This window comes from Marinobacter salinus (assembly GCF_001854125.1).
Classification (GTDB): Bacteria; Pseudomonadota; Gammaproteobacteria; order Pseudomonadales; family Oleiphilaceae; genus Marinobacter; species Marinobacter salinus.
This window is the reverse complement of record NZ_CP017715.1, coordinates 3,136,891-3,152,134: the sequence shown is the minus strand read 5'-3', so window position 1 is coordinate 3,152,134 and position 15,244 is coordinate 3,136,891. Positions and strand designations below refer to the sequence as shown.

Annotated in this window: 17 protein-coding genes; 8 read left to right on the top strand and 9 right to left on the bottom strand. The window is 56.2% G+C overall.

Annotated features, from left to right (window positions below; translation table 11 throughout):
• Positions 1–4 precede the first annotated feature (4 nt).
• The gene (locus BKP64_RS14690) at positions 5–1,432 is read left to right on the top strand and encodes a gamma-aminobutyraldehyde dehydrogenase (RefSeq protein WP_070973702.1); all 1,428 of its coding nucleotides are present in this window, start codon (positions 5–7) and stop codon (positions 1,430–1,432) included.
• Positions 1,433–1,641: 209 nt separating this feature from the next.
• On the opposite strand, the gene BKP64_RS14685 is transcribed toward BKP64_RS14690, so the two are convergent.
• Both BKP64_RS14685 and BKP64_RS14680 read right to left on the bottom strand, forming a co-directional pair.
• Positions 1,642–2,952 carry an NAD(P)/FAD-dependent oxidoreductase gene (locus tag BKP64_RS14685; protein WP_070971694.1) on the bottom strand — a complete coding sequence of 437 codons (1,311 nt, stop codon included), beginning with the start codon at positions 2,950–2,952 and terminating at the stop codon, positions 1,642–1,644.
• Positions 2,953–3,130: 178 nt separating this feature from the next.
• Positions 3,131–5,254 (bottom strand): NosR/NirI family protein, encoded by a 2,124-nt coding sequence (locus BKP64_RS14680; RefSeq protein WP_070971689.1) that lies wholly within the window; start codon positions 5,252–5,254, stop codon positions 3,131–3,133.
• 155 nt (positions 5,255–5,409) lie between these two features.
• On the opposite strand from BKP64_RS14680, the gene BKP64_RS14675 reads away from it, so the two are divergent.
• Complete coding sequence (locus BKP64_RS14675) at positions 5,410–5,970, top strand: LOG family protein (protein ID WP_070971686.1); 561 nt, start codon at positions 5,410–5,412, stop codon at positions 5,968–5,970.
• A gap of 41 nt (positions 5,971–6,011) precedes the next feature.
• On the opposite strand, the gene BKP64_RS14670 is transcribed toward BKP64_RS14675, so the two are convergent.
• The 3 genes from BKP64_RS14670 to BKP64_RS14660 all read right to left on the bottom strand — a co-directional run bounded on the left by BKP64_RS14670 (position 6,012) and on the right by BKP64_RS14660 (position 7,357).
• Positions 6,012–6,203 (bottom strand): hypothetical protein, encoded by a 192-nt coding sequence (locus tag BKP64_RS14670; RefSeq protein WP_070971680.1) that lies wholly within the window; start codon positions 6,201–6,203, stop codon positions 6,012–6,014.
• 74 nt (positions 6,204–6,277) lie between these two features.
• Positions 6,278–7,018 carry a spermidine synthase gene (locus tag BKP64_RS14665; RefSeq protein WP_070971677.1) on the bottom strand — a complete coding sequence of 247 codons (741 nt, stop codon included), beginning with the start codon at positions 7,016–7,018 and terminating at the stop codon, positions 6,278–6,280.
• Positions 7,019–7,024: 6 nt separating this feature from the next.
• Positions 7,025–7,357, bottom strand: coding sequence for an ankyrin repeat domain-containing protein (locus BKP64_RS14660; RefSeq protein ID WP_070971675.1), 333 nt, complete (start codon positions 7,355–7,357; stop codon positions 7,025–7,027).
• Positions 7,358–7,472: 115 nt separating this feature from the next.
• Here BKP64_RS14660 and BKP64_RS14655 point away from each other — a divergent pair, with 115 nt between their 5' ends.
• Both BKP64_RS14655 and BKP64_RS14650 read left to right on the top strand, forming a co-directional pair.
• Positions 7,473–8,096, top strand: coding sequence for a YbhB/YbcL family Raf kinase inhibitor-like protein (locus BKP64_RS14655; RefSeq protein ID WP_070971673.1), 624 nt, complete (start codon positions 7,473–7,475; stop codon positions 8,094–8,096).
• Between the two features lie 166 nt (positions 8,097–8,262).
• The gene (locus BKP64_RS14650) at positions 8,263–9,114 is read left to right on the top strand and encodes a UDP-2,3-diacylglucosamine diphosphatase (RefSeq protein ID WP_070971671.1); all 852 of its coding nucleotides are present in this window, start codon (positions 8,263–8,265) and stop codon (positions 9,112–9,114) included.
• Positions 9,115–9,128: 14 nt separating this feature from the next.
• On the opposite strand, the gene BKP64_RS14645 is transcribed toward BKP64_RS14650, so the two are convergent.
• The gene (locus BKP64_RS14645; protein WP_070971669.1) at positions 9,129–9,731 is read right to left on the bottom strand and encodes a TetR/AcrR family transcriptional regulator; all 603 of its coding nucleotides are present in this window, start codon (positions 9,729–9,731) and stop codon (positions 9,129–9,131) included.
• Positions 9,732–9,847: 116 nt separating this feature from the next.
• On the opposite strand from BKP64_RS14645, the gene BKP64_RS14640 reads away from it, so the two are divergent.
• On the top strand, positions 9,848–10,402 hold the full coding sequence (locus BKP64_RS14640) for a carboxymuconolactone decarboxylase family protein (protein WP_070971665.1): 555 nt from the start codon (positions 9,848–9,850) through the stop codon (positions 10,400–10,402).
• A 91-nt stretch (positions 10,403–10,493) separates the two neighbouring features.
• Positions 10,494–11,186: a TVP38/TMEM64 family protein gene (locus tag BKP64_RS14635; protein WP_070971662.1), complete on the top strand. Its 693-nt coding sequence runs from the start codon at positions 10,494–10,496 to the stop codon at positions 11,184–11,186.
• 4 nt (positions 11,187–11,190) lie between these two features.
• On the opposite strand, the gene BKP64_RS14630 is transcribed toward BKP64_RS14635, so the two are convergent.
• A complete protein-coding gene (locus tag BKP64_RS14630) occupies positions 11,191–12,393 on the bottom strand; it encodes an ADP-ribosylglycohydrolase family protein (RefSeq protein WP_070971659.1) in 1,203 nt (400 codons plus the stop codon).
• 487 nt (positions 12,394–12,880) lie between these two features.
• Between BKP64_RS14630 and BKP64_RS14625 the strand changes: the two genes are divergently transcribed.
• Together BKP64_RS14625 and BKP64_RS14620 are read left to right on the top strand one after the other, a co-directional pair.
• The gene (locus tag BKP64_RS14625) at positions 12,881–13,381 is read left to right on the top strand and encodes a cytochrome-c peroxidase (RefSeq protein WP_227515418.1); all 501 of its coding nucleotides are present in this window, start codon (positions 12,881–12,883) and stop codon (positions 13,379–13,381) included.
• A gap of 67 nt (positions 13,382–13,448) precedes the next feature.
• The gene (locus tag BKP64_RS14620) at positions 13,449–14,177 is read left to right on the top strand and encodes a DUF6969 family protein (RefSeq protein ID WP_070971656.1); all 729 of its coding nucleotides are present in this window, start codon (positions 13,449–13,451) and stop codon (positions 14,175–14,177) included.
• A 49-nt stretch (positions 14,178–14,226) separates the two neighbouring features.
• Here the strand turns inward: BKP64_RS14620 and BKP64_RS14615 are convergent, their stop codons facing one another.
• Positions 14,227–14,484, bottom strand: coding sequence for a zf-HC2 domain-containing protein (locus BKP64_RS14615; RefSeq protein WP_070971653.1), 258 nt, complete (start codon positions 14,482–14,484; stop codon positions 14,227–14,229).
• Positions 14,478–15,095 carry an RNA polymerase sigma factor gene (locus tag BKP64_RS14610; protein WP_070971650.1) on the bottom strand — a complete coding sequence of 206 codons (618 nt, stop codon included), beginning with the start codon at positions 15,093–15,095 and terminating at the stop codon, positions 14,478–14,480. The genes BKP64_RS14615 and BKP64_RS14610 overlap by 7 nt, the downstream gene beginning before the upstream one ends.
• Positions 15,096–15,244: the final 149 nt, after the last annotated feature.

Below are 15,244 nucleotides of genomic sequence, written 5' to 3'. Positions count from 1 at the left end.
AGATATTGAACACCAGATGCTCATCAACGGGATGCTTGTGGCTGGACAGGGCGAGGCCGTTGATATTGTGTCCCCCCATAATGACGAACGGGTTCTGAGCATCAGTGAAGCAACCGAAGCGCAGGTGGATGAGGCGGTCAAGGCGGCACGGGCTGCCTTTGCCGGCTGGTCGGAACTGACCCCCAAGGACCGGTCGCTCCACATGCTGGGCATTGCCGACCTGATCGAAGACAATGCCGAGCTGTTTGCGAAGCTGGAATGCCTCGACACAGGGAAACCGTACCACCTGATGCTGGATGAAGAAATTCCTGCCGTCGTTGATATTTTCCGATTCTTTGCCGGTGCGGCCCGCTGCATGAACGGCTCTGCCGGTGGCGAATACCTGCCTGGTTTCACCTCCATGGTTCGCCGTGACGCGATTGGCGTTGTTGCCTCAATTGCCCCATGGAATTACCCGTTGATGATGGCCGCCTGGAAGCTGGGGCCAGCACTTGCAGCCGGGAATACCGTGGTTCTCAAGCCGTCTGAATTAACACCGCTGACAACCCTGCAGCTTGCCACCATGCTCAAGGACAAGTTGCCGGCCGGCGTTCTCAATGTCGTTTTTGGCCGTGGCCAGACAGTCGGCGCGCCGCTGACATCACATCCGGACGTCGACATGGTGTCACTGACCGGATCGATCCCTACCGGCCAGGCCATTGTCAGTAGCGGCGCGGCCACGATGAAACGGACGCACATGGAACTGGGTGGCAAAGCCCCGGTTATTGTCTTTGAGGACGCGGATATTGAGAAAGCGGTTGATGGCGTGAAGAATTTTGCGTTCGCCAATGCGGGACAGGACTGCACCGCAGCATCCAGGGTTTATGTCCAGGAATCCATTTACGACAAGTTCGTCGATGCACTGACCGACGCCGTTCGCACCCTCCGGGTGGGAATGCCGTTTGACGACGAGAGTGAGATTGGACCGGTAGTCAGCAAGGCTCATCTTGAACGGGTCGAAGGCTTCGTAAAACGCGCCGAAGCACTGGACCATACCAGAGTTACCATCGGTGGTGGCAGGCTGGATCAGCCCGGTAACTTCTTTGCGCCAACCGTGATTGCAGATGCCCGTCAGGCTGATGAAATTGTCCAGAAAGAAGTCTTCGGCCCTGTCGTTTCCGTCACATCATTCGAGACGGAATCCCAGGTGCTCAACTTTGCCAACGACTCCATTTACGGCCTGGCATCTTCAGTCTGGACGCGGGACACTGCCCGAGCCACCCGCCTGGCGGCAAAACTCCGCTACGGCTGCACCTGGATCAACACCCACATGCTGCTGGCCTCGGAAATGCCCCATGGGGGCGTGAAGATGTCGGGCTATGGTAAAGACATGTCCATGTACAGCCTGGAGGACTACACCGTCGTGCGTCACATCATGATCAGCCACGACTAGGGTCGAAGGCGACTGCTCCAGGTCGCCTTCCCCGACCTATGTATCGCTTTCTCCAGATCCTTTGTATACGGCTTCCCTCGCCCCGTCCGTCCGGGGCAGTCGTATCGACGGGGTGACTCACCCGGTAATGGCGGAAGCGATGCTGGTCCCCAGCATCTACCCGGCGCCGATGATTGACTGGGTTCGGTGCCGGCTGAGGCCAGCCTGTGCTAATGGAGCTTGAGACGCGGCTGCATCGCACGGCTGATTTTATCCATAAGCCAGATAATGCCAGTACGGACAAAGCCATGAAGGGCGACCTGATGCATGCGGTACAGCGAAACGTAGAATAATCTCGCCACTTTGCCTTCAATATACATGCTGCGCCCGGACAGATTGCCCATCAGGTTGCCGACCGTCGTGTAGCGGCTGAAATTGATCAATGAGCCGTGGTCGTTGTAGACGAAGGGCACGGCCTCGCCGCCGCCCAGGCGATTGCACAGGGTTTTGAACAGCGCCGCAGCTTGCTGGTGTGCTGCCTGGGCTCTGGGGGGAACCGGCCGGTCGGAATCGGGTTGGGGGCAGGCTGCACAGTCTCCGAAAGCATATATGTCCGCATCCTGGGTGGTTTGCAGGGTCTGCTCCACCACCAGTTGATTGCTTTTGTTGACTTCCAGGCCGTCGAGCTCTGCAAGGAACGCGGGCGCTTTGATGCCTGCGGCCCAGATAGTCATCTCAGATGGCAGTTCGGTGCCGTCTTTCATGATAATGCTGCTTTCCCGGACTTCACTCACCGGCTGGCCCGTCAATACCTTCACATGCTGGTGTTCCAGTTCCCGGGTGGCGGCTGCGGACAGACGCCCCGGAAGGGCGGGCAAAATGCGGTCCGCGGCTTCAATCACGGAGATGGATACATCCGAGGATTGCAGGTGGTTCATGCCATAGACCGGCAGTTCCCGCGAAGCCAACCGCAACTCCGCAGCCAGTTCAACACCGGTGGCGCCAGCCCCGATAATACTGATGTTCAGGATGTGGTCCTGTCCCTCAAGCGCTTCATGGTTCTTGCGCAGAAACGCATTCAGCATCAGGTTATGGAAACGTCGTGCCTGTCTCAGGCTGTCCAGGAAGAGGCAGTTGTCCTGGGCGCCAGGCGTGCCGAAATCGTTTGCAGTGCTGCCTACGGCGATAACCAGGGTGTCGTAGCTGACGTGTCGCTCCGGAACCACTTCCACGCCTTCTTCGTCATGAAACGACGCAATGACCAGTTTTTTGGCCTTGCGATCAAGACCCCTCATACGGCCGAGCTGGAACTCGTAGTGATGCTTCCGGGCGTGGGCGCGGTAATTGATCTCGTTGGCACTGGCGTCCAGGGAACCGGAGGCGACTTCGTGAAGCAGGGGTTTCCAGACGTGGGTCAGGCCAGCATCGACCAGGGTGATACGGGCCTTGCGTTTCTTGCCCAGTTTGTTGCCAAGACTGGTGACAAGCTCAAGACCGCCAGCGCCACCGCCAACCACTACGATATGATGAAGGTTGTCCATAACAATCAGACCTTTAAATGAAGAGAGCCAAACACTTTGGCACAAAGCGCTTGGCTGTCCTCACTGCGATGCACTGAAAGGTAGGGTGCTAATGCTGCAGCTTTAATATTAACGCGGTCAGGATGGTTGATACAATTCGACAGAAGTGCCTATTCCATTCTGCCCCAAGGCTTGTGCCTCACGACATTTCAATAGGCTGCGCCGCATCCGTCGCCAGAATGTGCGGCTTGCCTTTCCTTTTGCTTTGCAGTCGTTTGTCCACACACTGGTCTTCATCCCGAAGGATCACCACGCACTCAAGACACTGGATGCACTCATCGTAGTCAACCCGCCCGTCTTTGCGAATGGCATTGATGCCGCACTCATTTTTGCAGTGCTGGCAAGGGTTACCGCAGAGTTCCACACGGTCCAGCCAGCTGAACAGACGCAAGCGCCCCAACACGGCCAGGCCCGCACCAAGCGGGCACAGATAGCGGCAGTAGAACTTGTGGATGAACATGCCGATCACCAGCAGACCTATGGCATAGGCCACAAAGGGCCAGTAGCGAACAAACAGAAGTGTGATACTGGTCTTGAACGGCTCCACCTCCGCCAATTGCTCCGCCAAGGTCAGCGAGTAAAAGGCCGTGCCCACAAGCCCGATCAAAATCGGGTACTTGAGCAGGATCAGCCGCCGATGCAAGTGCTCAGGTACCCGAACCTGTTTGAATTTCAGCTTTTCCCCGAGCCAGGCTGCCATTTCCTGCAGGGCGCCAAAGGGACACAGCCAGCCGCAAAACAGGCCGCGCCCCCAGATGAACAGCGTGATGAAGGTATAGGTCCAAAGAATGAAAAGGACAGGATCAAGCAGAAAAACATTCAGTGAAAAGTCGTCCCACAAGGCCAACAACAGGGTGTAGATGTTGACCACGGAAAGCTGGCCCTGGGCATAAAAGCCGATGAAAAACAGAGTGAAGAACAGGAAGCCCCAGCGAAAGCGGTGAACCAGTTTCGGATGACGGCTTAGTGACTTCTGGCGGGCAAAGAAGACCGTTAGTACGGCAAGACCTGTGACCAGCAGGGAGATCTGCCACCAGCGCTCCTTCCACAGACCGACCCATACTGGCTGACGGGTATGCTCCGGCAGTGGAGCGACCTCGACTGTCTCAAACAGGTCGCTGGAAAAGCTCACAGGTACATCCAGGGTGGTCCGGTCCGTTATCAGGTGATTGCGTTCAAGCTCCACGTTCAGTCTGAGTTCCGCGTTGGCACCGGGGTTGAAGCCGGCGTTGCCACCAATCCGGAACAGGGTTTGTCGGGCAAAGTCCGGCATGCCCTCTGCCTGCAGCGCAATAGTGCCATCGAACATGTTGAGGTCCCGCATCTCCACCGCCAGATTATTCTGGACCATGCCCAGCCGGTCGGGCGCGCTGGCGGGCACAAAGTCGTCTGACAGGTGGGTAAACGGTCCGCGGGACATCACTGCCAGAATCTGGGCGCCGTCGCCGGCTTTTTGCAGCAGACGGTTGTAGCCGTCGTCTCCCAACAGGTTTCGGCCCACCATGGGGGAGTTGATGTAGCCAAAGAAGAGATCAGTGAACGGCTCTCCCGGCATGACGTCCGGCGCTTCCGGATAGTCCGACAGTGGTCGGCCAACGCTCTCCTCAATCTTGTCAGCCTGGACTTGCCAGTGGACGACGTAACCCCGGTTTACCAGCTCTTGCCACGTAAGTGGCTCAAAAAAGTCGGCCCGGGCGCGGGTTGGTGCTGCCTGGGTAAAGCCTGGCAGCCTGGTGCGGGCGACTTTCAGGGCGGATGAGAGGACCGTATCGTTGATGATCAGTACCGATACGGTGGCTTTACTGACGCCGTCAAAGTGCACAACGTTTCCTTGGGTGTCCTTGCCGCTTCGCCTGGAGTTTGAGGTGTTGACGATGATCTGTTCACGCAGTGAGCGGCCCTCATACTGGTCTACAAATCCGAATAGTGGTTCTTCTCCAAGCCCATGCAGAAAGACAGGCTCGTGATGGCTTAGTATCTTGACGCCGGTGAACCGGCCACGGGCATCCAGGCCAATGAGCATGCTGATTGGTTTGCCGGCAAAGCCCTGAAGCCGACTCAGGTCCACCGACTCATAGGCATAGCCGAGCAGCTCCTGGAGCTGGTACACCGGGTAAACGGGAAAGTCCGACAGCTTGTCTTCAATCACCGTGGCTTTCGGAAACAGTTCCTGAATCAGCGCCCGCTTGCTGTCCGTCAGCTCCGCATGGGCCGAGGGCAACAACATCAGGCAGGCAAAAAGGAGCATGACACGCCCTGCCATGGGGTACTCCTGCGATTTTTTGTTGTTTGAACCTACATGCTAGAGTTTTCAGGCACATGCTCAATGCGACCTCGGAGCCAGCTGTCTGCTACTTTATGAGGAGACTGCAAAATGGCGGGCCGGGTTAAACGTTGTATGAAACAAGAGATACCCAAATGAAAATAGCCGTTTACTGTGGTTCCCGGTCCGGAAACGATTCCCTTTATGCGGATAAAGCCCGTGAACTTGGGCGGTTCTTCGGCGCCAATGGTATTGATCTGGTGTTCGGTGGTGGTCACGTAGGACTGATGGGCATAGTTGCCGACTCAGTGCTGGCAAATGGCGGTAAAGTCTATGGCGTAATCCCTGAACACTTGCGGGACCGGGAGCTGGCCCACAGCGGCCTGACCGAGCTGTTTGTGGTGAAGGACATGCATGAGCGCAAGGCCAGGATGGCAGAGCTTGCCGACGGCTTTGTCGCCCTGCCCGGTGGCATAGGTACCCTTGAGGAGATCTTTGAGGCCTGGACTTGGGGGCAGTTGGGGTTTCATCACAAGCCCTGTGCCCTCTATAACATTGACGGGTTCTACGAGCCGTTGCTGACGATGGTGAGAACCATGGAAGCGGCCGGATTCGTGAAGCAGGAGTACATCGACATGCTGGTTCTCGCAGAGACGCCTGAGGACCTGGTCAATGGTTTCAGGACCTATGTCCCACCTCATGAAAAATGGACCTGACTGGCGCCATGATGGCGCCAGTCTTTGTCAGTACCACCACGTCAACCAGATGCAGGACCGCCGTTTTCGTCACGTGCTTTCTTCAGTTGTTCCAGTTTTTCGTGCAGCAGTGCCTCCAGTTTGATTAGTTGCTCACGGTTCTTTTCGTTGGGTTTGTTGGAATACAGATCAACATAGGTCTGTGTGACCTCGCTGAGGATCGGGTGCAGCTTTTTGTAGTCTTCATCGGCCATGAGTCTTCTCCTTGTCTTTATGGATATCGTTACTAGTACTATGGAGCATTCTGCCTATTGATCAAGGGCCTGGCTCAAAGGCGGGTGACTTTTGCCATCAATCGGCGCCAGTCGATAGGCAGGCGTTCCTCCAGTTTGGCCAGCCGGGGATCCCTGGAATGCATCGCCTCGAAAGGTCGTTTGCTGGCGTAAATGACAGTGTTGTTACTTTTACTCCTGAACATCAGGAGTACAGAAAAATGCTTCTTGAGCTGTCGGAAATAGGGCCCGTCCGGATCCGGCGTGCGATGATAGTTCAGCGCCAGCCAGCCGCCGGGGCCGAGTACACGACTACAGTGATCAATGAACATCCGCTGGGCCTGCGCCGGGCTCATTCGATCCGAGTTGTACAGGTCGGCCAGAATCAGGTCCGTGCTGGCTTCCGGCATTTGCTCAAGAGCGGCCCGGGCATCACCGATGGTGACGGTCAGCCGGTCACTTTCCGGCAGATCGAAGAACTCCCGGGAGACATCCAGCACCGCTTGCCGTAGTTCAACTGCATGAATGTGGCAGTCCGGGTAAAGGTGATGAAAGGCACTGGCCATGACACCTCCGCCAAGCCCAAGGATCGTGACGTGCCCGGGCTCGTTGAACGCCGCGGGTAAGATCATGGCCCGGTTGTATTCGTGGACAGGCAGGTGCGGCCAGCGCCGGTCAATCTTGCTCTGCTCAAAGACGGAGTTGAAGGTCAGAACCCGATGTTTGCGGTAGTCGATCACCAGAATGCTGCCGAGAGAATCCCGGGCATGGTGAATAATTTCTCCCTGGTTGAACATTCGGGATTACTGGCTCCAGTCGCTGATCAGGCTTCGGATGGTGTCTGACGTTGCGAGGCTCGAAGCGGATTCGCCCTGATCGTTGAGGGTCTCCGGGTCTGCGCCGCTTTCCAGTAGCAGCCGAACCGTCTCAAGGTGCCCATTGCGGCTGGCGAGCATCAGTAAGCTGTCACCCTCACTGGTACGCATGTCTACCGGTACACCAGCATTCAGCATAACGCTGAGCGGACCCGCGCCGCCATTTCGTGCCAGTTCGAAAATGCCGCGGGCAAAAGCAACGGCGTCTTCGTCCTTCTGACTGGTGGGCTGTTGCGGCTGGCCGGGTGTTTTTTCGCTCATTGGCGCTCCGTGGTCAGGTTAATCGATTTTGTGTTAAAACCGTATTATCACAGAACGCGACTGTCCCAGACACAGTCAATGAATCCAAGGCCAATAATCGATAGGAGGCAGCGGTATGAAACTGGATGTTCGAGGCATTGAAGAGGGCCAGCCAATACCGGAGAAATTCGCATTTGGCGTCTACAGCGAAGAGGACCACATGAGTTTCGGGCCTAACCGTAACCCCGAAATCATCTGGGATGATGCGCCGGAAGGCACCCAGAGCTTTGTGGTAATGATGTTTGATCCGGACGTGCCCAGTGTGGCGGATGATGTTAATCAGGAAGGCAAGACGGTGCCCGCGGACCTGCCCAGAGTGGATTTCTTTCACTGGTTGCTGGTGGATGTGCCCGCCAACACCGGCCGGATTCCCGAAGGCGAGGACAGTGATGGTGTTATTCCCAAGGGCAAGGATCCCGGGCCGGGCCCCATCGGCCTTCGCGGTGTAAACAACTATACCCAGTTTCTTGCCGGCAACCCGGATATGGCCGGTACCTATGCAGGTTATGACGGCCCCTGCCCGCCCTGGAATGACGAGATTGTTCACCACTACCATTTTGAAGTGCACGCCCTTGATGTGGGCAGTCTTGGCCTCGAAGGAGAGTTCGACGGCAACGATGTCCGGGAAGCCATGGCCGGGCATGTATTGGCGAGCGCGCGGGTGACGGGGACCTATACCCTTAATCCGGAGCTGCGTTAATCTTTTAAGGTGTAGCTTTCTCCTATTTACTCTATTGCCGGAACCACTGAACCTCGGTTCCGGCGATTTACTGCCGATTCACGGAATTGTCTCTAGGTTGTCACCTTGTCGTCATTCGGTTTTGTGATGCTTCGGTTATCCGGGCAGGCTGAGGGCAGGAGAAACGATGCAACACTACCGGAGCATTTTCATTTCTGATGTGCATTTGGGTACCGCGGATTGCCAGGCAGATTACCTGCTGGATTTTCTGAACCAGGTGCAATGTGAAACTCTGTATCTGGTAGGCGACATCATTGACCTTATCGCCATGCAGAGGCGGATACACCTTCCCTCTGAACATCACGCGATTGTGCGTCGCCTGATTGAAATCGCGGCGACGGATACAAGGGTGATCTACATCCCGGGTAATCACGATGACTTCTTCCGCGCGTTCTGTGGACAGACCATCGCGGGCATAGAGCTTAAGCATAAGGCGGTTCACACCACAGCGAATGGACGCCGGTTCATGGTCTGCCATGGCGACCAGTTTGATCAGGTAGTTCGCTGCAGTCCGCTAATGCTGCTGGTGGGTGATCGTGCCCACGGGTTGCTGTTACGGCTGAACCGCTGGTTTAACGCATGGCGGCGCGTGCAAGGGAAACCCTACTGGTCGCTGGCGGCCTGGGTAAAAAGCCGGATAGGCCGGGCCCGGACGTTTATCAGGCGGTTTGAAATTGCGGCGCTCACTGTCGCGGAAAAGGGCCATTACGATGGATTTATTTGTGGCCATATCCATTCGGCCGGGTTCCTGCGTAGCGAAGAGAGTCTTTACTGTAACGATGGCGACTGGGTCGAACACTGCACGGCGCTGGTTGAGCAGGCGAATGGTCGGCTGGAACTGCTACATTGGTCCGAATCGCCTGTAACCCTGGCGTCGGAGCCAGATGTCCCGCATCCAGATGTTTGCGGGGACGCTCGGCCGGCAATTGATAATGTTCCTGCAGGGTTTGTGGAGCAGGTAAACCGCTTGGCCAGCTGATCTTTGACTAAGCCTCAGCCCGCCCGATAAGCATCCAGTATGTGGGCCATGTCATCGCCCAGGGCATCGAGTTCTTCGCCAGAGAGGTTGCGCTCCGCAATGGAACGCAGACCCATGATCTGGCTTTGCAGCAGTCGGGCCAGGCGGCTGCAATCCGTAGCGTCTTTAAGTTCGCCCCGTCGTTTGGCTTCCTCGAGCAACTCAGAGAAAGATTGCTCAATGGCTCCAAGGATTTCCCGGGCCTGCTTTGAATGCCCTGTATGGGTATTGCTCGACTCCAGAAGGGTTTTGACGATGAGGCAAGCTCGCGAGGGCACTTCATCCTTATCGACACAGCTTGTTGCGATTTTGCGGAGATAGTCTTTCAGACCGTCCAGAATGGAATCATAGCCCGCCATATGCTTCGCCATCTCCGCACCGCCAGCCTCGGCATAGCGGGCCAGGGCCTCCGAATAGAGGCCATCCTTGCTGCCAAACGTTGCATAGATGCTTCCGGGGCGCATATCCAAGGCCTGCTCAATCTGCTTCATTGAGCTTCCGTGATAACCCTTTTGCCAGAAAAGGCCGATGGCCTGGCCAAGGGCGGCTTCTCGGTCAAAATTTGGACTTCTCGCCATGGTGTCACCGTTACCTGCAACTTTGAATGCGCGCTCAATTATATCTTGAGTGATCGCTCAGTAACAGTTACCGTGAACTCGTAATTGAATGATCACTCATTAATTTGGAGATGAACATGGCTGACTTTAAGAAGCACGATATAAACACGGCACCGGAAGGGGCGAAGCCTTTCCTGGAAAACTCCCGGAAAAGCTTCGGTATGATCCCGGGGCTTCATGGGGTTATGGCGGAATCACCTCAGGTGCTTGAAGCGTATCAGAAACTGCACCAGCTGGTTCTGGACAGCAGCTTCGATAACGATGAAAAAACCGTGGTCTGGCAGACCATCAACGTTGAGAATGCCTGCCATTATTGTGTGCCTGCGCATACCGGCATCGCGAAAATGATGGAAGTGTCCGATGACATTACTAACGCTTTGCGGAAAAAAACGCCGCTGCCCAGTGAAAAACTGGAAGCATTGCGTACCTTCACGCTGGCCGTCATGAACAAGCAGGGCAATGTCAGCGAGGATGACCTGGCCGCGTTCTCCCGGGCCGGATATGACAACCGCCAGGTGCTGGAAGTCATTCTGGTGTTGTCACAGAAAGTGATGAGCAATTACATCAACCATATCGCAGAAACGCCGGTAGACGAGCCGTTCAGGAAGTTTGCCTGGAGCAAGAACCAATAAGACGATCGCACAGACCGTGTGGCGGTCTCCGCGCGGTCTGCAAATTCTCACCAATGCTTCCCGCTTTTCATTTGACGGGTAGAATACCCCCATGAACCATTCAAAATGGGTTTTCCGTCTTTCCATTCTGGTCATTGTAGCGTTGGTGATGGCTGTAATCTGGCTGGTGCTTCGCCAGCTGGGCATGCCCGTCAGTCTGGCGCCCTCAGCGCTGTCTGACTGGCTGGGCCATCAGGGCGTGTCGGGGCCACTGCTGCTGATGCTGATGATGATCCTTGCTGTAGTGGTCGGACCCATTCCCACGCTGCCGATCAGTGCCGCCGCCGGGCTTGTTTATGGCATGTTCACAGGAACCGCAATCGCGGTGACGGGGGCTCTCGCGGGGTCCATCATTGCTTTTTACCTGGCGCGGATCCTCGGGCGTGAAGTGGTTCGGCGCAAACTGGGTGATCACCCGGTGTTCTCGGCCAATGGCTCCCAGCGCTTCTTGTTTATCGCGGTGACGTTGACGCGCCTGGTTCCTCTGTTTTCGTTTGCGCTGATCAGTTATGCCGCCGGTGTCACTGCAATCTCCCTCTGGCGTTATGCGCTCGCGACAACCATCGGCATGCTGCCGATGACCTTCGTGTTTGCCGGGCTGGGGCACAGCTTTGAGCTCAGTCCTGTGCTGACGGTCGTGGCCGCTGCCATAATTCTTATCGTCATGAGCACCTTGCCGCTGTATCTCAGCAGGCGTCCTCACTCCCGATTGTCGCGTTTTCTGCATCTGGGCACTGAGACCTGAGGTTTCAGGCCTGCGTCTGCTCGTTACGCTTCCATTCTTCGCCCACGAGGGACTCAATATCCTTGATAATAGCGTCGGCATTTTTCACCCGGGTAAGCCAGCTAAGGGGTATACCTTGCTCACCTCCAGCGCCGTGGACGGCCGCCATGGCCGGACCGATGATCCAGGCCCGCCCGCAGGAATCGCCTCCGCACTGAATATTGGCGCGAATGGCTTCGGCGTAGCTGCTGGCATGGCTAAGGATGTGAAAGATTACCGGCATGGCCTCATGCAGGTAGCAGGTGCGGCCATAGGTGTCGCCTGCAGTTACAGCGTCCATCGAGGAATCAGTTTGGGCGCTGCTTAGTTTTTCCCGGCTTGGTGCTTCATTACTGGCAGCCTCCAGTGCTGTCGACATCGGTGTGCCTTGGAAGAGGTGGTCGAGAAGTCGCGCTGCGCATTTTGCCCAGGCTACGGCTTCATCATTGTTATTGGTCACGCGGACAGCGGCTTCTGTAATCTCCATCAGGTTTTCTTTACCACAGTAGGAGGCCACCAAGGGCGGCAGTTTGGAAACCGCCGGCAGTTGCATGTCGTCGGCGCCGCTTTCCGGCAGCAGGTTACGGTCGATGGTTTCGGCGAGGTGAACGCCAGCCTCCTGAACCGCGGGTTCGTGATAGGTGAGATTGATGGCGTTGCGGACTGGTTCAGCCAGTTGACTGCCGCTCAGGTACCGGGTGTAAGGCAAGACCTTCTGAACCAGCACTCTCTTCTGTTTATCAGTCAGCTCAGTTGTGGTTGTTGATCTGGCCTGCTCAATGGATTCACGTTCGATGCTGTTGAGATTGTCGAGTGTGACCCGGGTCGGATTATCAATGTAACCCTGCCAGAGGCCGCCGGGGCCAAAGAAAGCACGAAAGCGTCGCTGGTAATCGCGGATATCCAGTCTACCTGCGCTCGCCAGCAGGCTGTCGGTCAATATCCCCGTTGCTGCTCCATAATGGCTGACATCACCAGGCTGTTTGCCTTCATGAGCAAAGTAGCCGAACCCGCCTTTGAAATAGTCGGCCTTTGGCGGCAAAAATTCCGGAGACTGGTCACCCACCTCAAGAATACGTTGGCTGTCATAAAGCCAGTGCAGGCCAAGGCTGGCCGCGTCACCAACCCAGCCCCCTGCCAAGGCGGCGATTATTGCAGCTTTTCTGTCATCGGCCAGGTTGCTGGTCATCGGGCATCCCCTTTGGTTAAGTTCAGTGTTAGTGGGTGTAATAGTTCAGGAACTCCTGTGTCTCTTATGAAGCCGCCCTTTCAGGCGGTGATGGGCTCTGACGGTCCAACCAATAACTCCATAATCAGGGAGAGAGACAATGTCCACAATACATCCTCTGAGGAAAGCCATTCGCAGTTCCTGTGAACATCGGTGCACTGCCTGGTGGTCTGCAGCTCTGATGACTGCCATGCTCGGCCACGGCGGGCTGGCGGTTGCGGCCTGCAGCCCGTGTTCCCTCTGTAAGAGCAAGTGCAAAGCCGGGCAACACTGTAAGGCCGGTTGCAATCCATGCGCGGCCAAAAACCCATGTGCGACCAAAAATCCCTGTGCCACGAAGAACCCGTGCGCCACCAAGGGCTGTAATCCCTGTGCAGTGAAGGGGTGCAACCCGTGTGCAGCAGCGGGTAAGTGCGGCGCCAAACCCAATCCCTGTGCGGCTAAAAAGGTGACCCGGCCTGTCAGCTATCAGCCGTATGAGGGCAATCCGTGCAAACTGATGGCAATGGGCGAGAAGCTGTTTAACGACCCCTCCCTCAGCGCTAATGGCCTGTCATGCTCGACCTGCCACAACAACGGAGCGGGCTACAACGCGACCTTCGCCAACGCCTACCCGCATTCTGTAGCAATGGCCCGTGATATCTTTGGTCTGGATACGGTGCATCTGGATGAAATGGTCCAGATTTGCATGGTGCAGCCGATGGCAGCCGAGCCTCTTGAATGGGACGGAGAGCAACTGGCGGCCCTGACAGCCTATATGGGTAAGGTCCACAAGCAGCTTGCAACTAATCCCTGTGCTCTTAAAAGAGGCAAATGCGGAGGCTGCAATCCGTGCGCTGGAAAAAATCCCTGTGCGACGAAAAACCCATGTGCTACAAAAAATCCCTGTGCGGTTAAGAACCCCTGTTCAGCACATGCAGGACAGGACCTGACAGGTTCAGCTGCATAGCTTGGCGAAAAAGGCGGACAAGCGCGGCCTGCGGTTATGCCGGGGCCGCATTACAAGGAGACGAGAGATGGTGACAGAGCTTGAGGTCCCCAAACTGGCGAGCCTTGGTCGGAGCCAGTTATTGAGTAGCCTGGCGGCGATTGACGATATTCGGGAATGCTACCGGGTACTACAAAAAGGGGGATTGAATATAGTCGGTGAAGTACTGAGGGGGCAGGGTCCATTTTATGAAATGGATCATTACCCGAAGGACGACGTCTATGATAGTGATACAGCGTCCCAGTATTACTATCATGCCCATCGGGACGATCATGATGAGCACGGGCATTTTCATCTTTTCCTTCGCAACCCGGCACTGCCCGAAGGTCTTGAGCCGGCTTTGGGCCCGACCGGAGAGGATCGTGTCGCTCACCTTGTTGCCGTTTCCATGGACGCCTGGGGCTACCCGACCGATTTGTTTGCGGTTAACCGCTGGGTGACGGATGAAAGCTGGCTGCCAGCGGGGGTGATCGTGACTGCACTCGACCAGTTTGCCATGGACCACGCCTATCCGAGCTGGCCGGTGAATCGTTGGCTGACGGCGATGGTGCGTTGTTTCAGACCACAGATCGAAGCCTTGCTTCATCACCGGGACGAGGTTGTCTCAAAATGGCAGGAAGAGGGTCTTGAGCAGGTGCTTGAGGACCGTTCACTGGAGATTACAGGGACAGTACCGATTGACGTTGAGAGCTGGGCAGAAAAACTGGAAGCAGAACTTCAAACAAGGACTCAATCGGGCGATATTCACCAGGGGTAGCTGTCAGGGGCTCACCGCAGGCAGTGATCAACCCTTCCCATGGAAACGGTTACCCATCGCCACTATCTTCTTTCCTGGCCTTAAGGGCTTCGGCGACCCGCTCATCAATCCGACGCATAAATTCCTCATCCGGACGAATGGAGGAGTGCGCCTTCATGAGTTCGGTGCTCGCCCGGAGGTTGCCAATAAAGGTTCGGCAGTCCCTGCACATCATCAGGTGCATCTTAACGGACAGGTTCTGCAGACCGGCCAATTCGCCATCGATGTAATCACTGGCAACCACAGCCAGATCCCTGCACATCAGCATTCGCCAGTCTCCTGGAAGGTTTCGACCATCAGAAAGATTTTCTGCCTCGCACGGTGTAAAAGTACACGAAGGTTAGAGGCGCTTACATCCAGAATGTTACAGACATCATCGGATTTGTGCTGGTGGGCTTCATACAGCATCAGGGCTGAGCGCTGGGTTTCTGGCAGGGCGGAAAGGTGTTTATCCAGGCAATCGCTGAGGGCGCCGTTTTCCATCAACTTGTCTGCGGAGTCGTGGAATTGCATCTTGGGCGGCAGATCCCATCGGCCTTTGGCGTTGAAACGTCCCGCCAGTTCCGGCTCGAGGCTCTCGGAAAAATCCGTGGGGACTTCCCGGTTGCTGGACCGAAGCCGGTTCTTGCAGCGGTTGGCGACGATGCGGTGCAACCAGGTTTTCAGACCGGAGCGGCCTTCGAACTTGTGGATGGCATCAATGACGGTGACCCAGCAGTCCTGGACGATTTCCTCGGCGCTTGAGTGGTCCAGGTAGAAACGGGCGACCGCCAACATACCGGGCGTAAAGGTGCGCACGGCCTCCTGATAGGAATGATCGTCTCCCGCTTTCATGCTCTGAATCAGTGCTTCCTCCCCGAGGGGGGCTGGAGCGGCCATGGCAGTTCCCTTTTGTGAGCAATTGTTCAAGAATGGCAGTAAGTTCTGAAAGCTGCCGAAAAGTTCCCTGGGGGGCACACCATCAGGGGACCGTGACCAAATTGTTAGATATTCATGAGCAATCGTTGACACAATGCCGGCAAGAACGA